A 21,511-nucleotide genomic window follows, 5' to 3' on the forward strand; every position below is an offset into this window, starting at 1 on the left:
GTCCGCCGTCGGCGGAGATCAGGGTGGAGAGGATCTTGACCGTGGTGGTCTTGCCGGCGCCGTTCGGCCCGAGCAGCGCGAACACGGAACCGGCGGGGATGCGCAGGTCGACGCCGTCCAGGACGGTCCGGTCGCCGTAGGACTTGCGCAGTCCCACCGCGGACACGGCGACGGGGAACGGGTCGCCGCCCGCATTCTTGGATGTGGGCATGACAAATGAAGGCATGGAGCCCTCCGTTTCGCAGGGTCGGGATGGCGGAATGGGTGGCGGACGCGTGGAGGGGGAGGCGGCGCGGGACCTCAGGCGCGGGCGCGGCGGATGTCGATGTTGCCGTACCGGGTGCGGGCGCGGACGTCGACGGTGTCCTCCGCCTCCTCCGGCGCGTCGGACGAGGTGAGGGTGTTGCGGACCTGGCCGGAGGTGGAGCTGACGTCCAGCCAGGCGGCGGTGCCCTCGCGGACGCCGACCTCGATGGCGCCGAAGGAGGTCTCCAGCTGGACCGTCCCGCGGGCCACTTCACCCACGCGCAGGGTGCCGTGCGCGGTGACCGCGGTGACCGAGTCCTCGACGCGCCGGATGTCGATGTCGCCGTTGGCGCCGCGGACCCGCAGCTCGCCGGTCGCTGCCTCGACGGTCGTGCTGCCGTGCGAGTTCTTCAGGACCGCGGGTCCGTCGACGACGCCGACGCGCAGGCTGCCGGAGCTGGTGGTGATCTCCGCCGGGCCCTCGACGCGGTCCACGGTGATGGAACCGTGCGAGGCGGTCAGCTTCAGCGGGCCGGTGGTGTCGAACCGCGCGTCACCCGCGGAGGTCTTGGCCCGCACCTCGCCGAGCCGGCCCTCTCCGAGCACCTGGGTCCAGGAACCGGTGACGTCCAGGTGTGAGCCCGTGGGCAGTTCGACCGTCACGTCGACGACGCCGGTGCGGCCGAACAGGCGGCCGGACCTGGGCGTCCGGACCGTCAGCGCGCCGTTCGCGTAACGGACCTCGGTCTGGTCGGCGGCCCGCACGTCCAGGTCCCGTCCGGGGTCGCGGGGCCGCACCTCGACGACGGTGTCGGGGCGGTCGCTCGCGGTGACCTGGAGGGAACCGGCCTCCACGGTCGCCGTGACCGAGATGGGCGCGGGGGTGTCGAAAGAAGGCATGGCTGTCCCGTCCTCTTGGGTCTTCGTGGCGTCCCCGCTGGTGGGACGTGGTGTGGGTGGAATTGCTGAGGATGAGGTGGTGCGGGCTGGGGGCGGTCAGCGCACCCAGCCGGTGAAGCTCTGGCCGATGTTTCGGGTCCGCTCCGCGGTGCGCGGTCGGCCGCCGCCCTCGACCGCGGCCGAGACGGCCCGCACCAGCCAGGCGTTGACCGACAGGCCCTCCTGGCTCGCGGCCTCCTCGGCGCGCGCCTTCAGGTGTGCCGGCAGGCGCAGGTTGACGCGGGCGGTGCCTCCCTCGTCGCCCTCGACGGGCGCCGGGGCCCTGAGGGGTTCACCGGGCCCGGGCGTCTGCATGGGCGCCCCGCCGTCGGCGGGCGGCGGCGTCACCACGAAGTCGGGGTCCAGTCCCCGCAGCCGCACGTCGACCGAGCCCGGGGCGAGTTCACGGGTGACCTCGCTCATCGCGGCGGAGAGCACGTTGAGCATGGCCAGGCGGGTCGCCGACTCCAGGGGAGCGGTGAGCCTCTCGGCCAGTTCGCGGGCTTCCTCGCCGCCGGCTTCGGCGGCCACCGCGAGTTCGCGGCGCAGTGTGTCGACATACGGGGTGAGGTCCATGACGCCATCATGGCATCACTTTGGCGTCAACGGCAACCATCTGAGGGAACTCTTCGGCCGATCGCCTCACGAAAGACCTCTGACCTGCACGGATGTCGTGAGACTTTCGTGTGTCGTGATGGTGTCGAGTGGCATCGCATGGCGTCATGTGGCGCTGAATGGCACCGCATGGTGTCACGCGGCGCCATGCGTGTGCCGTGTCCGGCGCGCGCGAGCACGGACCGGCGGCTCCGGTCACCGCCCCTCCGGGCCGGCCGCCGGCGGGGCGAACGCCGCGCGGTAGGCGGTGGGCGATGTCCCGAGGGTGCGCCGGAAGTGCAGCCGCAGGTTCGACGGGCTGCCCAGTCCGCAGCGCTCGGCGATGTGGTCCACGGTGAGTCCGGTGGTCTCCAGCAGTTCCCGGGCGCGGTCGAGCCGGGCGGCGAGCAGCCACCGCAGGGGCGTCGTGCCCGTTTCGGCGACGAACCGGCGGGCGAACGTCCGCGGCGCCATGTACGCGTGCGCGGCGAGCAGGGGGACCGTCAGCGGCTCGTGCAGACGGGCCAGGGCCCACGCCCGGGTGGCCGCGAGGGTGACGCCGGGCGTCTCGGCGGGCAGCGGCCGTTCGATGTACTGCGCCTGCCCGCCGTCGCGGTGGGGCGCCGACACCAGGGTGCGCGCCACCTGGTTCGCCGTCCGCGCGCCCAGGTCCCGTCGCACCAGGTGCAGGCACAGGTCGATGCCGGCGGCGACGCCCGCGGAGGTCAGCACCCGCCCCTCGTCCACGTAGAGCACGCGCGGGTCCACCGTCACCCCCGGATACCGTCCGGCCAGGTCGCCGGCGTACTTCCAGTGGGTGGTCGCCGTGCGGCCGTCCAGGACGCCGGCCGCCGCCAGCGCGAAGGCCCCCGTGCAGATGGACACCAGCCGCCGGCCCCGGTCGTGGGCCCCGGCCAGTGCGGCGAGGACGTCCTGCGGCAGCTCGCGCAGGTGCGACACGTACCCCGGGACGACCACGGTGTCCGCCTCGCCCACGGCCTCCAGACCGGCCGTCACCGTCACGGCGAACCCCGCCGCGGTCCGGACCGGCCCCGCGGTCCGCCCGCACAGGGTCAGCTCGTAGGGGCCACCGGGCACGGTGATGAAGACCTGGGCCGGGATGCCCAGGTCCAGGGGCAGGACGTCGTCCATGACCAGAACCGCCACCCGGTGCGGTGCGGCCGGGGTGGCAGTTTCCTCACGCATGGAGGCAAGTCTGCCACTGTCACCGGCAGTTGGCGGCCCCGATCATCGACGTCATGAAGGAAGAGATCACCACCGGCGTCCCGCCGCTCCCCGACACCCCCCTCGCCCGCCGCGCGCTGGCCCTGGTGCGCGGGACGGAGTCCACCGCGACCGCCCACCACAGCGTCCGCAGCGCGCTGTTCGCCCGCCTCCGCGCCGACCACCAGGGCGCCGAGCCGGGACGCGACTACGATCCGGAACTGCTGTTCCTGGCCTGCGTCCTGCACGACATCGGCCTGACCGAGGCGGGCGACCGGCACCAGCGGTTCGAGGTGGACGGCGCGGACACGGCCGCGGAGTTCCTCACCGCGCAGGGAGTGCCCGCCGCCGACGTCGACACCGTCTGGGAGGCCATCGCCCTGCACACGACGCCGGGCGTCGCCGAACGGCGCGGCGCCCTGTGCGCGTTGACGCACCAGGGGATCGGCATGGACTTCGGCTGGGGCACGGAGTGCGTCGACGACGCCACCGGGGCCGCGATCCACGCCGCCTACCCGCGGCTGTCCATGGCCACCACCCTCACCGACGAGATCGTCGGGCAGGCGCGGCGCCGCCCGGAGAAGGCGCCGCCCTTCTCCCTCCCCGCCCAGCTGGTGCGGGAGAGGTCCGTGCCGCCGCACAGGACGCGGATGGAGGCCATGGCCGACGCCGCGCGCTGGGGGAACTGAGCATGACGACGTACGGCATCCTGCTGTTCGACTCGGCGCAGGAACTCGACGTCGTGGGTCCGTGGGAGGTGTTCACCACCTCCTCCGGCCTGCGCGACGGAGCGGACGACGTCCTGCTCCTCGCCGAGCGCTCCGCACCGGTCCGGTGCTCCCAGGGCATGCGGATCCTGCCGGACCGCACCCTCGGCGACCACCCGCCGCTGGACGTGGTCCTCGTCCCGGGCGGTCACGGCGCCCGGGAGTCCGAGACCCGCAACGAGCGGGTCGGCGGCTGGCTCACCGGCGCCGCCGCACGCGCGACGTGGGTGGTCGGCGTCTGCACCGGGACCTTCCTGCTGCACGCCGCCGGCCCGGCCCGGGGCCGCCGGGTCGCCACGCACCGGGAGTACGAGGACGCCCTCGAAGCACGCGGTGACGTCACCGTCGTACGGGACGCCCGCTACGTCGTCGACGGCCGTCTGCTCACCAGCCAGGGCGTCTCCGCCGGCATCGACAGCACCCTGTGGCTCGTCGGCCGCCTGCACGGGCGCGAGCACGCCCGCGCCGTGCGCCGCGCCCTCCAGTACGACCCGGCGCCTCCGTACCTGGCGGACGAGCCCCTGCCCGCACCCGCGACCGACCCGGAAACGGAGCACCGACCGCGATGAACCGCCGTACCCTCCTGCACGCCACCACCGCGCTCGGCGCCGCGACACTGACGGCCGGCGCCGCCGCCCGGGCCGCCGCGGCGCCCTCCGGGACCTCCGGGACCTTCGGACACGACCGGCCCCTACGCGTCCACGTGGTCATGTTCGACGGTGTGGAGGAGCTCGACTTCTCCGCCCCGTACGAGCTGTTCTCCGCCTCCGGTCACTTCGCGGAGCGCGAGGTGGAGACCCGCTGCGTGACGATCGACGGTCCGCGCACCGTCAGGGCCGCCTACGGCACCCGCCTGCGCGTCGACCACGGGTGGGCCCCCGGGGAGGCGGACCTCCTCGTCGTCCCCGGCGGCGGGTACGCGCGCCGCGAGGACCCCGGCGTGTGGGCCGAGATCCGGCGCGGCGCCCTGCCCCGGGCCCTGGCCGCCGCGACCCGTCCCGGCCTGACCGTCGCCGCGCTGTGCACGGGCGTGATGCTGCTCTCCGCGGCCGGACTGACCACGGGACGCCCCTGCACCACCCACCACCGGGCGCGCGCCGACCTGGAACGGCAGGGGGGCGTGCTGAAGAACGCCCGCGTGGTGGACGACGACGACCTGGTCACCGCCGGCGGGGTGACCTCCGGACTGGACCTCGCCCTGTGGCTGGTGCGCCGGGAACTCGGCGCGGACGCCGCGGTCGGGCTGGAGGAGATGCTCGAGTACGAGGCCCGCGGCACGGTGTGGACGGCGCGGAGCCGCCGGTGAGCGGCTCCCGGCGGCCCTCCGGGCCGACCCGCGGCGTCCTCGCGGCGGGTCGTGCCCGGGCGGCCGGCCGCGCTTGACCCTGACACGGTGACAAGGTCTTCACTGCTTCCCCAGGAGGTGGTCACGATGACCATGGCAGGGCAGGACACGGACGCGGCGCGAGCGCTCCAGGGGCTGGAGGACAGCCGTTCGTCCGTGCGGCTGCGGGCCGCTCTGGCGATCGGGACGGCGCCCGACCCGTGCTTCGTCGGCAAGCTCGTCGAACGGTGCGCGATCGAGCCCGAGTTCTTCGTCCGCGACATGCTGACCTGGGCGCTCACCCGCCACCCGGTGGCCCTGACGCTCCCCGAGCTGCTCCGCGAGCTCCGGTCGGAGCGTGCGCAGGCACGCAGCCAGGCACTGCACACGCTGTCCAAGATCGGGGACGGGCGGGCGTGGCCGGCGATCACCCGGGCGTTGCTGTGCGACGCCGACGACGAGGTGGCGAGGAGCGCCTGGCGGACCGCGGTCGTGCTCGTGCCGGAGGGCGAGGAGTCCGCGCTGGCCACGGTGCTGGCCACGCAGCTCGGGCGCGGTGGGCGCGAGACGCGGCTGAGCCTCAGCCAGGCGCTGGTCGCGCTGGGAGAGGTGATCGTGCCGGTGCTGGAAGCCGCGGCGGCGGCTCCCGCCGGGCACGTGCGCACGCACGCGCTCGCCACACGGGAGCTGCTGCGCGACCCGGACGCCGGATTCGAGTCGGCCGTCGAGGAGGCCCGGCGCATCACGGCCCTCACCGGGGCTCCCCTGACGGATGATGAGAACCGTGCTGATCGGTGAGGTGTCGAGACGGTCCGGGGTCAGTGCCCGCATGCTCCGGCACTACGAGTCGCTCGGCCTGGTGCGGCCCTCGGACCGCACGGGCTCCGGCTACCGGGAGTACTCCGCGGAGGACATCCGGCGGATCTTCCACATCGAGAGCCTGCGGTCGCTGGGGCTGTCGCTGCGCGAGATCGGGCGGGCGCTCGACGACCCCGGTTTCACGCCCGCGGCACTCGTCGGCGACCTCGTCCGTCAGACGCGCGAACGCATCGCGGCCGAGACCGAACTGCTGACGCGGCTGCGCCGGATCGACGCCGCGGACCCCGCCGACTGGCAGGACGTCCTCCAGGTCGTCGCGCTCCTGCAGGCACTGGGATCGCAGAGCGCCGCGGCCCGGCAGCGCGCGGCCCTCTCCTCGGTCGACGTGGTCCCGGCACCGGTGGAGGCCCTCGTCGAGGCCGCGCTGGGCGAGACGGACCCGCACGTCGCCGGCGCCCTCCGGTGGGCGCTGGCGCGATCGGGCGACAGCGGTCCGGCACTGCTGGCGGAGGGCCTGGCCTCACCGGTGGCCGCCGTGCGCGCACGTGCCGTGCAGTGCCTCGCCGTGATGCCCGGCGGTGAGGCGACCACCCACCTGCGGGAGGCGCTCACGGATCCCGACGCCGGGGTCCGCGGCCACGCGGCACTGGCGCTCGGGACACGCGGAGTGGCCGAAGCGGTCCCGGTGCTCGTCGACATGATCGTTGCGGGAAGGAACGACACCGACGCGGCCGACGCGCTGAGCACGCTGGCGAACGGCACCGCCACGGCCGACCGGATCGCGGCCGGGCTCGTCGACCGCCTCCCGCACACCACCGCCGACGCGCCCGCACGGGGACGGCTGACCCAGGCACTGGCGGGCATCCCGGGCACGACGGCGGCCCGTGCCCTCGTGGAGCTGTCGCACGACGAGGACCGTGCCGTCGCGCTGACCGCGGCGTACCTCCTCGAGCTGCGCGCCGGGCGGTGACGGCTCCTCCCGGCCCGCCCCGCACGAGGCCGGCGCCGAGTGAATCTTCATTTATCATTCAAGGCGCCGCAGGGCGGCGGCATGTCGTCGTGGGCGGCAACTGCGGAAACAGCCGGTCCGGCCGGCGGGCGGGCGCGAAGTGCGCCGGGGCCCGTCCGGCGGGGACGACAGGACGCTGATCACGGGGATCTCGGGGACTCGAGGGTCCGCCGGAACGTGTCTGAGTGGTGCGGGAGGCCCAACTCGCCCATCCGCGAACGGAACATCCCCGGGGAGAAGTGAGGTATGCCAGTGATCTGCGTCGGAGGCATGATCGGAACCGGCAAGACGAGCGTGGCCGAGGTGCTCGCCAAGGGCCTGGGAAGCCAGGTCTTCTACGAGAGCGTGGAGGACAACCCGATCCTTCCGCTCTTCTACACGGCGAGCCCGGAGGAGATCCTGGCGAAGCGCTACCCCTTCCTGCTCCAGCTCTACTTCCTGCAGACGCGGTTCGCCTCGATCAAGGAGGCGTACCGGCAGGACGACAACGTCCTCGACCGCTCCATCTACGAGGACTGGTACTTCGCCAAGGTCAATCACGACCTGGGCCGGATCAGCTCCCTCGAGATGCAGGTGTACGAGGGGCTGCTCGACGAGATGATGCGCGAGATCGACGGCCTGCCGTACCGCAAGGCGCCCGACCTCATGGTCTACCTCAAGGCGGACTTCGGGACGGTCCTGCACCGCATCGGGCTGCGGGGCCGTGACTTCGAGCAGGACGAGGGCCTCGTCGAGTACTACAGGACGCTGTGGTCCGGCTACGACGACTGGGTGCACAAGCACTACTCGGCCAGCGAGGTCCTCGTCGTCGACATGGACCGCACGGACGTGGTGAACAACCCCGAGGACGCGGCCCGCGTGCTCCGGGAGGTGGAGGAGGCCCTCGCGGCGGTCAGGGAGCGGGGCGAGAGCCGCACCGTGCTGGTGCCTTCGCAGACCGCCGCCGAGCGGGTCGCCCGGACGGTGTGACCCCCGCGCCGTTCCCCGGCCGGCTCAGGGGAGCAGGCGCCGCTCCTTGGCCGCGGCGACGGCGCCTGCCCGGTTGTCGACGCCGAGCTTGTCGTAGATGCGGCTGAGGTGGGTCTTCACGGTCGCCTCGCTGATGAACAGCGCGCGGGCGATCTCCCGGTTGGCCAGGCCCTGGGCGAGCTGGGCCAGGATGTCGAGCTCCCGGGCGGTGAGGGCCGGACGGGGAGCGCGCATCGCCGCGACCACGCGGCCGGCGATCGGCGCGGAGAGGGCGGTGCGGCCCTCCGCCGCGGCGCGGATCGCGGCGAACAGCTCCTCCGGCCGCTCCGCCTTCAGGAGATAGCCGGTGGCGCCGGCCTCCAGCGCACGGGTGACGTCGGCGTCCGTGTCGTAGGTGGTGAGGACCAGGACGCGCGGGGCGTCCGGCCGGGCGGTGATGCGGCGGGTGGCCTCGATGCCGTCCGTGCCGGGCCCGAGCTGGAGATCCATCAGCACGACGTGGGGCGCCAGCCGGCCCGCCAGGGCGACTGCCTCGTCACCGCCCGCGGCCTCGCCGACGACCTCGATGCCGGCGGCGCTGGAGAGCAGCGCGCGCAGCCCGGCCCGCACGACGGCGTGGTCGTCGCAGACCAGCACGCGTGCGAGGGGGCCGGCGGGGGAGGGGCCGGGGGAGTTCGTCCCGGGAGGGGTCATCGTGGCTCCGGAGCGGTGAGAGGGATCGAAGCGGTCAGCACGGTGCCCTCGCCGGGCGCGGACTCGACGGTGAGCGTGCCGCCGAACTGCGCGACGCGGGCGCGCATGGCGGGCAGCCCGTGCCCGCCCTCACGGCCGGGGGCCGGCAGGGCGCCCGGATCGAAGCCGCGGCCGTCGTCCGCGACGTCCAGGACCACCTGGTCGTCGAGGTAGCTGAGGGTGACGGCGGCACGTCCCGCCCCGGCGTGCCGCCGGACGTTCGCCAGCGCTCCCTGCGCGATGCGCAGCAGCGCGGCCTCGCCGCGGTCGGGCAGGGGGAGGGGAACGCCCTCCACGTGATGGCGCACGGTGAGGCCGTCCGCCGTCTCGCGCTCGGCGAGACGGCGCAGCGCGGCGGACAGCGAACCGCCGTCCGCCAGATCGGCCGGGGCCAGGTCGTGCACGAAACGGCGGGCCTCGGCCAGGTCGCGGCCGACGGCCCGGGCGGCCTCCCGGACGTGCTCGCGCGCCGCCGCGGGGTCGGTCGTCCACACCCGCTCGGCGGCCTGGAGCAGCATCTTCTGACTGGACAGTCCCTGCGCGAGGGTGTCGTGGATCTCCATCGACAACCGCTCGCGCTCGGCCAGCGCGCCCTCACGGCGTTCGGTGGCGGCGAGATCGCGCCGGGTGCGCACCAGGTCCTCGATCAGGGCCCGCCGCCGGTCCGCCTGCCGTTCCATGTGCAGGAAGACGCCGGTCATCAGGGCGGCCACGGCGGGCGGGGTGACCAGGACCGCGGGGTCGAGGCCGTCGCTCAGCCGTTGCAGCGACACCACGACGAGCACGGTGAGCAGGCACGCCAGCGGAACGGCCGCGGCGGCCGGAAGGGAGCGCAGCGCCAGGATGAGCAACGGCGCCGCGCACCAGGCGAAGCTGGGCGCCAGCAGCGTCAGGACCGACCAGGCCGCCACCACGGCCACCAGCCAGGTGAGCGGCCGGGAGGCGGACCGGTCGCGCCCGCGCGCCGGACCGGCCACCGGGCCGAGGGCGTACAGCAGGGCCAGCAGCGCCGCCGCCACGATCACCCCGGTCTCGCCGGGACCCAGGGGGTGGCGCATCAGGTAACGGGCGAGCGAGCCGCCCAGAAGGGCGTAGAAGGCGAGGTGCACCACCGGTCCGAGCCAGCGCGCGTCGGGATCCCCCGCCGGTTCCGGAGAGCCGGAGGGCCGGTGCCGTGTGTGCCGCATGGGTGTTCCTCGCGTCCGCCTCCGGCCTCGCGGCCCTCGGCCTTCCTCGGGCTCGCGCCCGTGCTGCTGCCGCGTCACGGCCGGCTCCCCGGCGGATGGCCGTGGCCGCCGACGGGACGCCGGCCGAGCGGTCCGGCCGGGCCGGCGACCGCCGCCCCCTCCAGGTAAACCCGTGCGCGCGGCCGGCGCATCAGCCGTTCGGATGACTTCTCCGTCGGCCGTCGGACCCGTCGTGACCAGCCGGAACGCCGACGCCCCCAGGCCCTCGGCGCTCCGAGGATGGAGACCGAGAGACCGGGGGCGAAGGCACCCCGGGCGACTGCCGAGGAGCTGTCCACCATGACGAAGACGACCCTGCGCACCCGTGTCCTGCTCGGCACGGTCGCCGCCGCGGCCCTGGGCGCCGGAACGTTCGGCGCCGTGACCGCGAACGCCGCCGGCCCGGCGGCCGTCGCCGCGGCCGACGCGACGCAGAGCCGGAACACCACGCAGTCCACCCACCTCACGGCCGACGCCGCCGTCCGGGCCGCGCAGGCCGCGCTGGACGCGGCACAGGACGCGAACCACAAGGTGACGGTCGCCGTCGTGGACCGCAACGGCAACACCGTCGTGACCCTGCGGGGCGACGGCGCCGGCCCCCAGTCCTACGAATCGGCGGTGCGCAAGGCGTACACGGCCGTCTCCTGGAACGCCCCCACGTCGGAGCTCGCCGGACGACTGGCCCAGGCTCCGCACCTGAAGGACATCCCGAACACCCTCTTCCTCGCGGGCGGCGTCCCCGTCACCGCCAAGGGCGCGCCGATCGCGGGCATCGGCGTCGCCGGCGCACCCTCCGGCGACCTGGACGAGAAGTTCGCGCAGGCGGGCGTGGCCGCCCTCGCCAGGTGAACCGCCGCGGCGGCGCACCGGCCCGCTCCGGTGCGCCACCGCCCCGTTCGGCACCCGTCCGGGCGGCCCGCCGGCCACCGCACCGGCGCGCCTCCCGGCGGACCGGGCGCACCGCCGATATGCGCTTGCGTGTCCGCGTCATTCGCGCCAACGTCGCCCGGAACCGGACGAAGGAAGAGAAGATGACCCCGCGGACCCACCCCGTCGACCACGAACTGATCCAGGCCGCGGCCGACGTCGCGCGCACCCGGTGCCGGGGCGACAACCACACCATGGCAGCCGCGGCCCGCGCCCGGGACGGCCGCGTCATCACCGCCGTGAACGCCTACCACTTCACCGGCGGACCCTGCGCGGAACTGGTCCTCATCGGGGCGGCGGCCGCCCAGGGCGCCTACGAGCTGCACACGATCGTCGCGGTGGGCGACCGCGACCGCGGGATCGTCCCCCCGTGCGGCCGGTGCCGCCAGGTCCTCCTCGACTACTTCCCGGCCCTCGGGGTCATCGTCGGCGACGGCGACCGCGTCCGGACCGTCCCCGTCGCCGACCTGCTGCCCGAGAGCTACGTCTGGGCCGACCACCAGCTCGACGCCGGATGAACCGCGCCCCTCGGGGCGGACCGGCGCCTCAGCGCCACGCGTCCACCGTCGCGGCCGCCCAGGCCTTGACGCGGTCCGTGAAATCCGGGGAGGGGAACGTCCCGTCCACGGCGACGTCGTGGACGGTGACGGAGAAACGGGATCGCGGCGCGTCCCGGTGCGGCAGGGCCGGGTCCCGGACGCCGGGCGAAGGCCTGCCCCTCACACGGTGGGAATTGCCGCGGCGAGCCCGGCCGACGAGCCGGTTCACCTCGTCGAGGCCGCCCTCGAGGTACGCGTGCAGGATCTCCCGGGCCGCCGCGCCGTCGTCGGGGAGCCGGCTGGGGTGCTGGAGCAGGAAGCAGGAGACCGAGACGCCGTGCAGCGGACCCCACGGCGCCCGGCGCGAATGGTCCAGCGCGAGCAGGACGTCGAACAGTTCGCCACAGGACCGCGGGCCCGCCGGGGCGCCGCACTCCGCGCAGGATTCCATGCCTTCCCTCTGTTCCCCGCACCGTGTTCCCCGCACCACCGCGCAGCCACCGCTCCGGCCGTGGCCCGGGTCGCCGGCGGACCCGCCGCGCACGTCCCGCGTTCCTCCGCGGGATGTCACCCTTCGCCCGCCTGCCGCCCCTGCGCCAGGTCCCGTACCGCCCGCTCCAGCCGCGTCCGCCGGGTCCTTGGCGTCGCGGCCCGGAGCAGCGGGAGCACCACGAGGTAGCGGGCGGTCCGGTCGAGCGCGTCGAACGCCGCACGCGCCGCCGGGTCCGCGGCGAGGGCCGCGGCGAGGTCGTCCGGGACGGCAGCCGTCGCCTGCGACGCGTACGCGCGGTCCCAGCGGCCGTCCTCCCGGGCCCGCCGGACCTCGGCGAGGCCGGGCTCCCGCATCCGGCCCGCCGCCGCCAGCGCCGCGACCTTCTCGACGTTCACCCGCGACCACAGGCTCCTCGGTCGCCGCGGCCCGTACTTCTGCAGGTAGTACCGCTCGTCCAGCCCCCGGCGCCGCCCGGAGATCCAGCCCCAGCACAGCCCGACGTCGACCAGCTCGTCACCCGTGACCGACGCGATTCCCGACGCCTTCCTCGCCACCCTGACCCACACGCCCTCGCGGCGGGTGTGGTGCTCGGCCAGCCAGTCGTCGAAGGCCGCCGCGTCCGGGAACGCGAGGACCTCCGCCCCGTCGAGTTCGTCCATGCCGGCCAGGCTAGCCCGGCCACCCCTGGCGGACCTCACCGTCAGCCGTCGTAGCGGGCACGGGCCCTCGCCGCCGGAATCGCCCGGCGGCTGTGTCCCACCCCGGGTGTGACGCGCGAAGTGCGGCACGTCGTGACGCGTGAACGACTCGCGTGAGACATTCATGTCTCATTCGGTTTACCCTTGACTCATGACTGTGGACCGCGATCATCTGCTGCGCGCCGCCGCCGACCTGCTGGCGCACCGCTCCACCGCGACCATGGGGGAGGTCGCCCGGAGCGCGGGGGTCAGTCGCGCCACGCTGAACCGGCACTTCGCCGGGCGCGACGCCCTGGTGCGGGCCTTGGAGGAACTGGGCATCGCCGAGTGCGAGGCCGCGCTGGACGCGGCGCGCCCCGAGGAGGGGCCGGCCGCCGACGCGCTGCGCCGCCTGGTCCGTGCGATCGAGCCCTGCGCGGGCCTGCTGTCCTTCCTCTACTCCGAGAACCAGCTCTTCGAGGGCGAGGAGCAGAACGCGGGCTGGTCCCGCATCGACGAGCGCCTGATGGCCTTGTTCCGCCGGGGGCAGGAGAGCGGGGAGTTCCGCGTCGAGCTGAGCGCGGTGTGGCTCACCGAGGCCCTCTACGGCCTGGTGGCCGCCGGCAGCTGGACCGTCGCGGGCGGCCGGGTGGCCCGCAACGACTTCACCCCCATGGTCACCGAGCTGCTGCTCGGCGGCGTGCTGCGCAAGGAGACGCCGTGACCGGCACCCTGCACACGACCGGGCGGGAGGACGTGCGCAAGGGCCCGGGCCGCTGGATGGCCCTGGGCGTGCTGGTCCTCGCCGTGCTGCTGGTGGCGGTGGACGCCACCGTCCTGGGGCTGGCCACGCCCTACCTCGGCGAGGACCTGCAGCCGTCGGGCACCCAGTTGCTGTGGATCGGCGACGCCTACTCGTTCGTCCTCGCGGGTCTGCTCGTCTCCATGGGCAGCCTCGGTGACCGGATCGGCCGCAAGCGTCTGCTGCTGACGGGCGCGACGGCCTTCGGCCTGATCTCGGTGCTCAACGCCTACGCGCAGACGCCCGGGACGATGATCGTGGCCCGCGCCCTGCTGGGGGTCGCCGGCGCGACACTGATGCCGTCGACGCTCGCCCTGATCCGCAACCTGTTCCACGACCCGCGGGAACGCAGTCTCGCCATCGGCATCTGGAGCGCCGCGGCCTCCGCGGGCATGGCGATCGGCCCGATCGCCGGCGGCGCGCTGCTGGAGCACTTCTGGTGGGGATCGGTGTTCCTGATCAACCTGCCGGTGATGGCCCTGCTGGTCGTGGTGGGTATGAAGACGCTGCCGGAGTCCCGCAACCCCTCGCCGGGGCCGTGGGACCTGCCGAGCGTCCTGCTGTCGATGGCGGGCATGATCGGTGTCGTCTACGCGGTCAAGGAGGCCGCCGCCGCGGGGTTCTCCTGGCCGGTGCCGGCGGCGGCCGTCGCGGGCGCGGCGGCGCTCCGGGCGTTCGTCCGCCGCCAGCGCAGCTTGCCGGTTCCGGTGGTGGACGTGCGGCTGTTCCGCAGCCGCGGTTTCAGCGGCGCCGTCCTGTCGGACCTGCTGACCGTCCTCGGCCTGTCCGGGCTGCTGTTCTTCCTGTCCCAGTACCTGCAGCTGGTGCAGGAGCGGCGGCCCATCGAGGCGGGCCTCGCCGAACTGCCGGCCGCGGTCGGCGCGGTGGCGGCCGGCCTGGTCGCCGGTGCCGCGGCACGGCGCTTCTCGGTGCGTGTGGTCGTCGCCGGCGGGCTGGCCATGATCGGCCTGGCGCTGGCCGTGCTGACCACGCTCGGCCGGACCACCGGCTACCCGTTGATCGGCGTCGTCCTGCTGGTCGTCGGATTCGGCGCGGGCGTGGCGTTCACCGTCACCTCGGACGTCATCCTCACCGCCGTCCCCAAGGAGCAGGCCGGGGCCGCCGCCGCCGTCTCGGAGACGGCGTACGAGCTGGGCACCGCACTGGGCATCGCCCTGCTGGGCTCCGTCGTCACCAACGTCTACCAGGGCTTCACCGGCCCGGCCGGAACCCCGGAGGCGGCGCACGATTCCCTCGCCGGCGCGGTCGTCGCCGCCGAGCACCTGCCCGGCGAGACGGCCGGCGAACTGCTCCACGCCGCCCGGGAGGCCTTCGTCGACGGCGTCGCCCTCGCCGCCGGGTTCGGCGCGGCTCTCCTGCTGCTCGCCTCGGCAGCCGCGTTCTTCCTCCTCCGCGGCCAGAAGCTGGCCGACGGCCCGGTGCGGCACTGAGGAACGGGACGACCGCGGCCGCTCGGGTCCGCCCGCCGGGGGGCCGCGTGCGGCGCGGCTCGTCCCGGCGCGCACCCGCACGCGGATAAATCGGTTCCCCCAGGTCACCGCCGGCACGACACTTGCCTGAACCGCGGCGCCCGCGCCGGGCGGGCCCCCCGGCCCTGCCCGCGCGCCCGCCGACGGACGTCCGTCCCGCGACCCGACCTGGAGCCACCCGCCGTGACCGCACCCGGCCTCGCCGCCCTCAACAGCGCGACGAAGTACCCGAGCATCCCCACCTACCACCGCCTCGACCCCGGGAACGGCAGCCTCCTCGAGGAGCACACCCCCTTCACGGGCGACGTCCTCCTCACCGAGAAGGTCGACGGCACCAACGGGCGGATCGTCCTGCTCCCCGACGGCGACTACCTCATCGGCTCGCGCGAGGAACTCCTCCACGCGAAGGGCGACCGCGTCCACAACCCCGCCCTCGGCATCGTCGACGAGCTGAGGCCGCTCGCCGACCGGCTCGGGCCCCGCGACGCGGACGGCCGCATCGCCGTGTTCTTCCTCGAGGTGTACGGCCGCAGGATCGGCGGCGCGGCCAAGCAGTACACCGGCGGGAACGGCGTCGGCCACCGGCTCTTCGACGTCGCGTTCGTCCGGCCCGACGTCCTCGACCGGAGTCCCGGACAGATAGCGTCCTGGCGTGACGACGGCGGCCAGGACTTCGGCGACGAGGCCGCCCTCCAGCGGATCGCCGCCACCGACGGCATCCCCCTCGTCCCACGCCTCGCGACGATCCCCGGCGGCCGGCTCCCCGCAACCGTCGACGGCATGGCGGCCCTCCTCGCCGAGCGCCTGCCCGCCACCCGGGTCGCCCTGGACGACGGCGCCGGCGGCACCCCGGAAGGCATCGTGCTGCGCACCCCCGACCGGTCCGTCATCGCCAAGGCCCGCTTCCAGGACTACGCCCGGACCGCGAAGCGCCGCGCACGCCGCTGAACCGCCGGGTGCGGAGCCCGCCGCGGCGCCGGCGGACCCGCGCCCGGTCCGGCACTCCGTCGCCCGGCGGCTGGGGGCGGCGCGGCCTTCGTGGGCCGAACGGACGTTTCTCGTGTCCATGCTCCACCGCCGTGGCACCCCTCAGAGGGTGAGCGCCGACGACTTCCCCGGAAACGCCTTCCGTCCGGACCCGGCGCGGACGCCTGCGTCCGACCTGCTCCGAGGCGTCGCCCGGCATGGCTGAGGGCCGCCCGCGACCACGACGCCGGAACCCGTGACCGAGCCGGCCCCCTGCCCGGCCGGCGCCGGTCAGCAGGGTTTCGCCGTCTGCCCGCTCCTGCTCGGCGCCGTCCTCAGCGCCCTCACGTCCGGACGGATCAGCGACCGCATCGGCCGCCGCCCCGCGGACAGCGGCGTGGGGCTCCGGTTTCGGGGCCGACCGGGGGGAAACCCCGGCAGGGAAGTGAGGCGGAACGGACGGCGCCGCCGTCGAGGCCGCACCGCGGGGTCGGCGGCGGGGCGCCGGCACGCACGGACGGAGGGACCGCATGAAGGCTGTCGTGTGGCACGGGCTGGGTGACATCCGCCTGGACGACGTGCCGGAGCCGAAGATCAAGGATCCCCACGACGCGATCGTACGGATCACGACCTCCGCGATCTGCGGGACGGACCTGCACTTCGTCCGCGGCACCATGCCCGGCATGCGGGAGGGCCGGATCCTCGGTCACGAGGCCGTCGGCGTCGTGGAGGAGACGGGCTCCGGCGTGCGCAACCTCAGGCGCGGTGACCGGGTGGTGGTGCCGTCCACGGTGGCCTGCGGGACGTGCGCCTACTGCCGGGCCGGCTACCACGCGCAGTGCGACAACGCCAATCCGGGCGGTCCGCGGGCGGGCACGGTCTTCTTCGGCGGCCCACAGGCCGCCGGCGGCCTGGACGGGCTGCAGGCGGAGTACGCCCGGATCCCCTACGCCCACGTCGGGCTGGTCCCGCTGCCGGACACCGTCGACGACGCGCAGGCCGTCCTGCTCTCCGACATCTATCCCACGGCCTGGTTCGGAGCGCGGCTGGCCGAGATCGGTGACGGCGACACGGTGGCGATCGTGGGGGCCGGACCGGTCGGGCAGGCTGCCGTCGCCTGCGCCCGGCTGCGGGGAGCCGGACGGATCATCGTCGTCGACGGTGTGGCCGACCGGCTGGGGCTGGCGCGCGACCAGCACGCCGAGACGGTCGACTTCAACGCCGAGGACCCGGTCGAAGCCGTCCTGGAGCTGACCGGCGGGATCGGCGCGGACCGGGTGATCGACGCCGTGGGCGTGGACGCCCAGCGCCCCTCCCACGGGCCGGCGGCCGACGCGCTCCGGGACCTGGATGAGCAGTTCGACCACGAACGGGACGAGGCGGCCCCCGAACGGAACCCGGACGGGAGGACGTGGGTGCCCGGGGACGCGCCGTCACTGGCGGCACGCTGGGCGGTGCGGATGACGGCGAAGGCGGGCACGATCGGCACGGTGGGGGTGTATCCGCCGCAGGTGGGGCACTACCCGTTCGGCGAGGCGTTCATGAAGAACCTCACCCTCAGGATGGGCAACTGCCACCACCGCCGCTACCTGCCCGAGCTGGTGTCGATGGTGGCCGCGGGCCGGCTCGACCCGACCCCGCTGATCACCCGCTGGGTCGGGACCGAGGACGCGATCGACGCCTACCGCACCTTCGACCGGCGCGAGGCGGGCTGGACGAAGGTGGTGCTCGGCGTGGCCGGCGACGGCTCGGTCGCATCCGGCCTCGGCGAGGCGGCCGGGACCGGAGCCGCCACCACCGCGGGCACGCGAGGGCCGGTGGCGACGGGCCGGGGGAGCGGGGGCGGTCGGCCGTGACCGCCGACCCGGCCCCGCCGCTGCCGCCGGAACCGTTCACCGCGCAGCCGACGGCCGGCGCTCCGGCCCCGGCCGGCCCACGGCCCGCCGTCCGGCACGACCATGCCGTGCCGGACGGCGGGCCGTCGGCGGCGCCCGGAACCCCGGCCGCGCGAGACGTGCGTGTCCCGCGCAGAGGGAGGGGGCGGTCAGCGGCCGAGGGCCTTGGCGAGCTGGTCCTTGTTCATCGAGGACCGGCCGTCGATGCCCTTCTTCTTCGCCTCCTCGTAGAGCTGCTCCCGGGTGGGGCCCGAACCTCCGCTGCCGGACCTGCCCGACCTCTCCCCGCCGCGCTGCGACGGTGACTTGCCCTTCGTCGAGCTGCTGCTCGACGACCTGGCCTCGCCGGACCGGGCACGCTGCTTGTTCACCGTACGCGCGGCCATCTCCTTGGCCCGCCCCTCGGACGCGCCGCGTTCCTCGGCGCTGTCCTTGATGTGCTCGTACTGGCGCTCCCTCTTGGAGCTGGAACCTGCGGGCATGATCGGTCTCCTTCGGGTGTCGGCGTGCTGATTCGTGCGGGAAGCCCGCCGGCCTGACGGGTGCGGAAAGGGTTTCCTTCCGCGACCGGCTGAAACGGCCGCCGAGGGCGACCGCGCGGGCCCCCGGCCCGGCACGGGCGGTGAGCCGGAGGCATGACCGTGCTTCCGTCGGACCGGTGGTCCCTCCCTCCCCGCGGGTTGCCGTGACCGGCGGACGGGTACCTGTGGGCCGCCGTGGAAACCCGCCGATTGGAAGAGGGCGCCCGTGAAGGACCGGATCGCGGACATCTGGGGCACCCGTACCCCGCACGCGAGGGACACCCCCTGGCCGGTGCGCGTCGACACCCACCTCGACTCCTCGGTGTCCGAGGAGGACGTGGACCGGTGGGTGCAGTCGGCGTGCGTGCTGTGCAGCAACGGATGCGGCTGCGACATCGCGGTGAAGGACGGCCGCATGGTGGGCGTCCGGGGCCGTGCGACCGACACCGTCAACCACGGCCGGCTGGGACCCAAGGGGCTGTACGGATCGTGGCAGTGGAGCCGCACCGACCGGCTCACCCGGCCGCTGGTCCGCGACGGGAGCGGCGAGCTGGTCGAGAGCGACTGGGACACGGCGATGGACCGCATCGTCGAACGCTCGCGGCGGTTGCTGGCGACCGACGCCGGAGCGCTCAGCCACGGCTTCTACACCTCCGGGCAGCTCTTCCTGGAGGAGTACTACACCCTGGGCGTGATCGGGAAGGCCGGGCTGGGGACGCCGCACATGGACGGCAACACCCGGCTGTGCACGGCGACCGCGGCCGCTGCGCTGAAGGAGAGCTTCGGCTCGGACGGGCAGCCGGGCAGCTACAGCGACATCGAGGCCACCGACGCCGTGTTCCTGTTCGGGCACAACATGGCCGAGACCCAGACCGTGCTGTGGGCGCGTGTCCTGGACCGGATCCACGGCCCCAACCCGCCGAAGATCGTGGCCGTCGACCCCCGGACGACCAAGGTCGCCGAAGCCGCGCGGGCCACCGGCGGGGTGCACCTGGCACCGCTGCCGGGCACCAACCAGGCGCTGATGAACGCGCTGATCCATGAGGTCGTCCACAACGGCTGGGTGGACGAGCGGTACATCGAGGCGAACACCCTGGGCTTCGACGAGCTGAAGGCCACCGTCGAGCCCTACACCCCTGAGCACGCGGCCGGCATCTGCCGGGTCCCGGCCGACGACATCCGCCGCGCGGCGCGGATCTTCGGAACCTCCGAGCGGGTGCTGTCCACGGTCCTGCAGGGCTTCTTCCAGTCCCACCAGGCGACCGCCGCCTCCTGCGCGGTGAACAACCTGCACCTGCTGCGCGGGATGCTGGGACGACCCGGATGCGGGATCCTGCAGATGAACGGCCAGCCCACCGCCCAGAACACCCGCGAGTGCGGCGCGGACGGGGACCTGCCGGGATTCCGGAACTGGGAGAACCCCGAGCACGTCCGGCAACTGGCGGAGCTGTGGAACGTCGACCCCATGACCATCCCGCACTGGGCGCCGCCGACCCACGCCATGCAGATCTGGCGCTACTGCGAACAGGGGTCGATCGGCCTGCTGTGGATCTCCGGCACCAACCCCGCGGTCTCCCTGCCCGAGCTGCCCCGGATCCGCAGGATCCTCCAGCAGGACTCCCTCTTTACCGTCGTGCAGGACGGCTTCCTGACCGAGACCGCCCGCTACGCCGACGTGGTCCTGCCGGCCGCCCTCTGGGGCGAGAAGCAGGGCACGTTCACCAACGTCAACCGCACCGTGCACCTGTCCGAGAAGGCGGTCGAGCCGCCCGGCGAGGCGCGCAGCGACCTGGACATCTGGCTGGACTACGCCCGCCGCATGGACTTCCGCGACAAGGACGGCGCCCCGTTGATCAAGTGGTCCGGCCCGGAAGAGGTGTTCGAGGCGTGGAAGGAGTGCACCCGTGGCCGCCTGGTGGACTACACCGGTCTGACGTACGACAGGCTGCGCGGCGGCAGCGGCGTCCCCTGGCCCGTGAACGACGATGCCCCCGAGGGCACCGACCGCCTGTACGCGGACGCGAACTTCCCCACCCACCCGGACGTCTGCGAGACCTACGGCCACGACCTGCTCACCGGCGGGGTGCTCAGCGAGCAGGAGTACCGGGCCAAGAACCCCGACGGCCGCGCGTTCCTCAAGGCCGCCCCCTACGTGCCACCGCCGGAGAGCCCGGGGGAGGAGTACCCGTTCGTCCTCACCACCGGCCGCACCGCCTACCACTTCCACACCCGCACCAAGACCGGACGCTCCCGTCAACTGCGCCGCGCCGCGCCCGGGGTGTGGGTGGAGCTGTCCGCCGGCGACGCGGCACGGCTCGGCGTGCGCGAGGGCGACCTGGTGCGGCTGGAGTCACCCCGGGGAGCCATGCAGGGCCCGGCGCGGATCGGTCGCGGCCGGGACGGAGTGGTGTTCACACCGTTCCACTACGGCTACTGGGACCAGCCGGGAACGGACGGGGCCGCCCCCGGCGGCAGCCCGAGCGCGGCGAACGAACTCACGATCACAGAATGGGACCCCGTCTCCAAGCAGCCGCTGTTCAAGATCGGGGCCGTCAGGGTCATGAAGATCGCGGAAGCCACCGGTCCCTCGCCCGCCCCCACCACGACCGCGTCCGCACCGGCCGACCCGGACGGCGTCCCGGCCACCGTCGGCGGCCCCGGCGCCGAGGTGCGCGAGCACCCGGACGCCACCGAACCGCCACGGCCCCCGCGGCCGCCGGAAGCCTCTCCGGAGCAGCCCGGCTCCGGAGGCACGACCACGTCCACCACCGGCACGAAGGGCTGACCCGTGCATCTCGCCACCTACATCGGCCTGCAGCACACGGCGTCCAGGACGCTGGCCGCCTCCTTCCGCCAGGTCGCCGAGGGCCACGCCGGTGAACCGGACGTGCACTCCCTCTGCCACACTCTCGCTGCGGCGAGCGACGGGCACGTCGACCGGCTCGCACCCGTCGCCGAGCGCTACGGCGAACAGCGCGAGGACGAGCCCGAACGGCTGCACGCCGAAGGACTGTCCCGCACCCGCTCCGGCGGCGTCGGCCTCCTGCGCGACCTGCAGGACCTCTACGTCCTGGCCTCCTTCGTCGACATCACCTGGACCGTCCTGGGCCAGGCGGCGCAGGGGACGCGGGACCGCGAACTGCTGGACGTCGTGGAGAAGTGCACGTCCGACACCCAGCGCCAGCTGAAGTGGCTGAACACCCGCATCAAGCAGGCCGCCCCCCAGGCACTGATCGCCTCGGCGGCCGCCACCTGACCCGGCCGCCGGAAGCCTGCGCGGGATCCGGAGTGCCGCGAACGGCGAACAGCCGGCGCCCGGCGGCCCACGCCCCGCATCGTCCCGGACGCGAGG

The 21,511-nt window shown here is 74.3% G+C and carries 23 protein-coding genes; 14 read left to right on the forward strand and 9 right to left on the reverse strand.

What is annotated here, in order from left to right; all coding sequences use genetic code 11:
• The 4 genes from A2U95_RS25895 to A2U95_RS25910 form a co-directional block, all read right to left on the reverse strand.
• Positions 1 to 226, reverse strand: a 226-nt coding sequence (locus tag A2U95_RS25895) for an ATP-binding cassette domain-containing protein (RefSeq protein ID WP_166027349.1), incomplete at its 3' end; no start/stop codon positions are given.
• Positions 227 to 300: 74 nt separating this feature from the next.
• A complete protein-coding gene (locus A2U95_RS25900; protein WP_166027351.1) occupies positions 301 to 1,146 on the reverse strand; it encodes a DUF4097 family beta strand repeat-containing protein in 846 nt (281 codons plus the stop codon).
• A 96-nt stretch (positions 1,147 to 1,242) separates the two neighbouring features.
• Positions 1,243 to 1,761: a toxin-antitoxin system HicB family antitoxin gene (locus A2U95_RS25905; RefSeq protein WP_166027353.1), complete on the reverse strand. Its 519-nt coding sequence runs from the start codon at positions 1,759 to 1,761 to the stop codon at positions 1,243 to 1,245.
• A gap of 234 nt (positions 1,762 to 1,995) precedes the next feature.
• On the reverse strand, positions 1,996 to 2,985 hold the full coding sequence (locus A2U95_RS25910; RefSeq protein WP_166027355.1) for a GlxA family transcriptional regulator: 990 nt from the start codon (positions 2,983 to 2,985) through the stop codon (positions 1,996 to 1,998).
• A 53-nt stretch (positions 2,986 to 3,038) separates the two neighbouring features.
• On the opposite strand from A2U95_RS25910, the gene A2U95_RS25915 reads away from it, so the two are divergent.
• The 6 genes from A2U95_RS25915 (at position 3,039) to A2U95_RS25940 (ending at position 7,891) form a co-directional block, all read left to right on the forward strand.
• Positions 3,039 to 3,692 carry an HD domain-containing protein gene (locus A2U95_RS25915; protein ID WP_166027357.1) on the forward strand — a complete coding sequence of 218 codons (654 nt, stop codon included), beginning with the start codon at positions 3,039 to 3,041 and terminating at the stop codon, positions 3,690 to 3,692.
• A gap of 2 nt (positions 3,693 to 3,694) precedes the next feature.
• Entirely contained in the window at positions 3,695 to 4,339 is a 645-nt protein-coding gene (locus tag A2U95_RS25920; RefSeq protein ID WP_166027359.1) for a DJ-1/PfpI family protein, read from the forward strand.
• Entirely contained in the window at positions 4,336 to 5,076 is a 741-nt protein-coding gene (locus A2U95_RS25925; protein WP_166027361.1) for a DJ-1/PfpI family protein, read from the forward strand. The genes A2U95_RS25920 and A2U95_RS25925 overlap by 4 nt, the downstream gene beginning before the upstream one ends.
• Before the next feature lie 126 nt (positions 5,077 to 5,202).
• Complete coding sequence (locus A2U95_RS25930) at positions 5,203 to 5,892, forward strand: HEAT repeat domain-containing protein (protein ID WP_166027363.1); 690 nt, start codon at positions 5,203 to 5,205, stop codon at positions 5,890 to 5,892.
• The gene (locus tag A2U95_RS25935) at positions 5,879 to 6,883 is read left to right on the forward strand and encodes a MerR family transcriptional regulator (RefSeq protein ID WP_166027365.1); all 1,005 of its coding nucleotides are present in this window, start codon (positions 5,879 to 5,881) and stop codon (positions 6,881 to 6,883) included. Before A2U95_RS25930 ends, A2U95_RS25935 begins: the two co-directional genes overlap by 14 nt.
• A 285-nt stretch (positions 6,884 to 7,168) precedes the next feature.
• On the forward strand, positions 7,169 to 7,891 hold the full coding sequence (locus A2U95_RS25940; protein ID WP_240958122.1) for a deoxynucleoside kinase: 723 nt from the start codon (positions 7,169 to 7,171) through the stop codon (positions 7,889 to 7,891).
• Positions 7,892 to 7,915: 24 nt separating this feature from the next.
• On the opposite strand, the gene A2U95_RS25945 is transcribed toward A2U95_RS25940, so the two are convergent.
• A complete protein-coding gene (locus A2U95_RS25945) occupies positions 7,916 to 8,584 on the reverse strand; it encodes a response regulator (protein ID WP_166027367.1) in 669 nt (222 codons plus the stop codon).
• A complete protein-coding gene (locus A2U95_RS25950; RefSeq protein WP_166027369.1) occupies positions 8,581 to 9,810 on the reverse strand; it encodes a sensor histidine kinase in 1,230 nt (409 codons plus the stop codon). Before A2U95_RS25950 ends, A2U95_RS25945 begins: the two co-directional genes overlap by 4 nt.
• A gap of 339 nt (positions 9,811 to 10,149) precedes the next feature.
• On the opposite strand from A2U95_RS25950, the gene A2U95_RS25955 reads away from it, so the two are divergent.
• Positions 10,150 to 10,698: a GlcG/HbpS family heme-binding protein gene (locus A2U95_RS25955; RefSeq protein ID WP_166027371.1), complete on the forward strand. Its 549-nt coding sequence runs from the start codon at positions 10,150 to 10,152 to the stop codon at positions 10,696 to 10,698.
• Between the two features lie 182 nt (positions 10,699 to 10,880).
• Positions 10,881 to 11,294, forward strand: a complete 414-nt coding sequence (locus A2U95_RS25960; RefSeq protein ID WP_166027373.1) for a cytidine/deoxycytidylate deaminase family protein — start codon at positions 10,881 to 10,883, stop codon at positions 11,292 to 11,294.
• A gap of 28 nt (positions 11,295 to 11,322) precedes the next feature.
• Here the strand turns inward: A2U95_RS25960 and A2U95_RS25965 are convergent, their stop codons facing one another.
• The gene (locus tag A2U95_RS25965; protein WP_166027375.1) at positions 11,323 to 11,766 is read right to left on the reverse strand and encodes a DUF5946 family protein; all 444 of its coding nucleotides are present in this window, start codon (positions 11,764 to 11,766) and stop codon (positions 11,323 to 11,325) included.
• 116 nt (positions 11,767 to 11,882) lie between these two features.
• On the reverse strand, positions 11,883 to 12,467 hold the full coding sequence (locus A2U95_RS25970) for a YdeI/OmpD-associated family protein (protein ID WP_166027377.1): 585 nt from the start codon (positions 12,465 to 12,467) through the stop codon (positions 11,883 to 11,885).
• A gap of 190 nt (positions 12,468 to 12,657) precedes the next feature.
• Between A2U95_RS25970 and A2U95_RS25975 the strand changes: the two genes are divergently transcribed.
• The 4 genes from A2U95_RS25975 to A2U95_RS25990 all read left to right on the forward strand — a co-directional run bounded on the left by A2U95_RS25975 (position 12,658) and on the right by A2U95_RS25990 (position 17,599).
• Positions 12,658 to 13,209: a TetR/AcrR family transcriptional regulator gene (locus A2U95_RS25975; protein WP_166027379.1), complete on the forward strand. Its 552-nt coding sequence runs from the start codon at positions 12,658 to 12,660 to the stop codon at positions 13,207 to 13,209.
• A gap of 56 nt (positions 13,210 to 13,265) precedes the next feature.
• Positions 13,266 to 14,738, forward strand: coding sequence for an MFS transporter (locus A2U95_RS25980; protein ID WP_166027461.1), 1,473 nt, complete (start codon positions 13,266 to 13,268; stop codon positions 14,736 to 14,738).
• A 222-nt stretch (positions 14,739 to 14,960) separates the two neighbouring features.
• Entirely contained in the window at positions 14,961 to 15,725 is a 765-nt protein-coding gene (locus A2U95_RS25985; protein ID WP_166027381.1) for an RNA ligase family protein, read from the forward strand.
• Positions 15,726 to 16,273: 548 nt separating this feature from the next.
• Positions 16,274 to 17,599 (forward strand): zinc-dependent alcohol dehydrogenase, encoded by a 1,326-nt coding sequence (locus tag A2U95_RS25990; RefSeq protein ID WP_166027383.1) that lies wholly within the window; start codon positions 16,274 to 16,276, stop codon positions 17,597 to 17,599.
• 188 nt (positions 17,600 to 17,787) lie between these two features.
• Here the strand turns inward: A2U95_RS25990 and A2U95_RS25995 are convergent, their stop codons facing one another.
• The gene (locus A2U95_RS25995) at positions 17,788 to 18,120 is read right to left on the reverse strand and encodes a plasmid stabilization protein (protein WP_166027385.1); all 333 of its coding nucleotides are present in this window, start codon (positions 18,118 to 18,120) and stop codon (positions 17,788 to 17,790) included.
• 265 nt (positions 18,121 to 18,385) lie between these two features.
• On the opposite strand from A2U95_RS25995, the gene A2U95_RS26000 reads away from it, so the two are divergent.
• Positions 18,386 to 20,944 carry a molybdopterin oxidoreductase family protein gene (locus A2U95_RS26000; RefSeq protein WP_166027387.1) on the forward strand — a complete coding sequence of 853 codons (2,559 nt, stop codon included), beginning with the start codon at positions 18,386 to 18,388 and terminating at the stop codon, positions 20,942 to 20,944.
• A gap of 3 nt (positions 20,945 to 20,947) precedes the next feature.
• On the forward strand, positions 20,948 to 21,415 hold the full coding sequence (locus A2U95_RS26005) for a hypothetical protein (protein ID WP_166027389.1): 468 nt from the start codon (positions 20,948 to 20,950) through the stop codon (positions 21,413 to 21,415).
• Positions 21,416 to 21,511 lie beyond the last annotated feature (96 nt).

The sequence above is a fragment of the Streptomyces chilikensis genome, assembly GCF_001642695.1.
In the GTDB taxonomy this organism is placed as follows: Bacteria; Actinomycetota; Actinomycetes; order Streptomycetales; family Streptomycetaceae; genus Streptomyces; species Streptomyces chilikensis.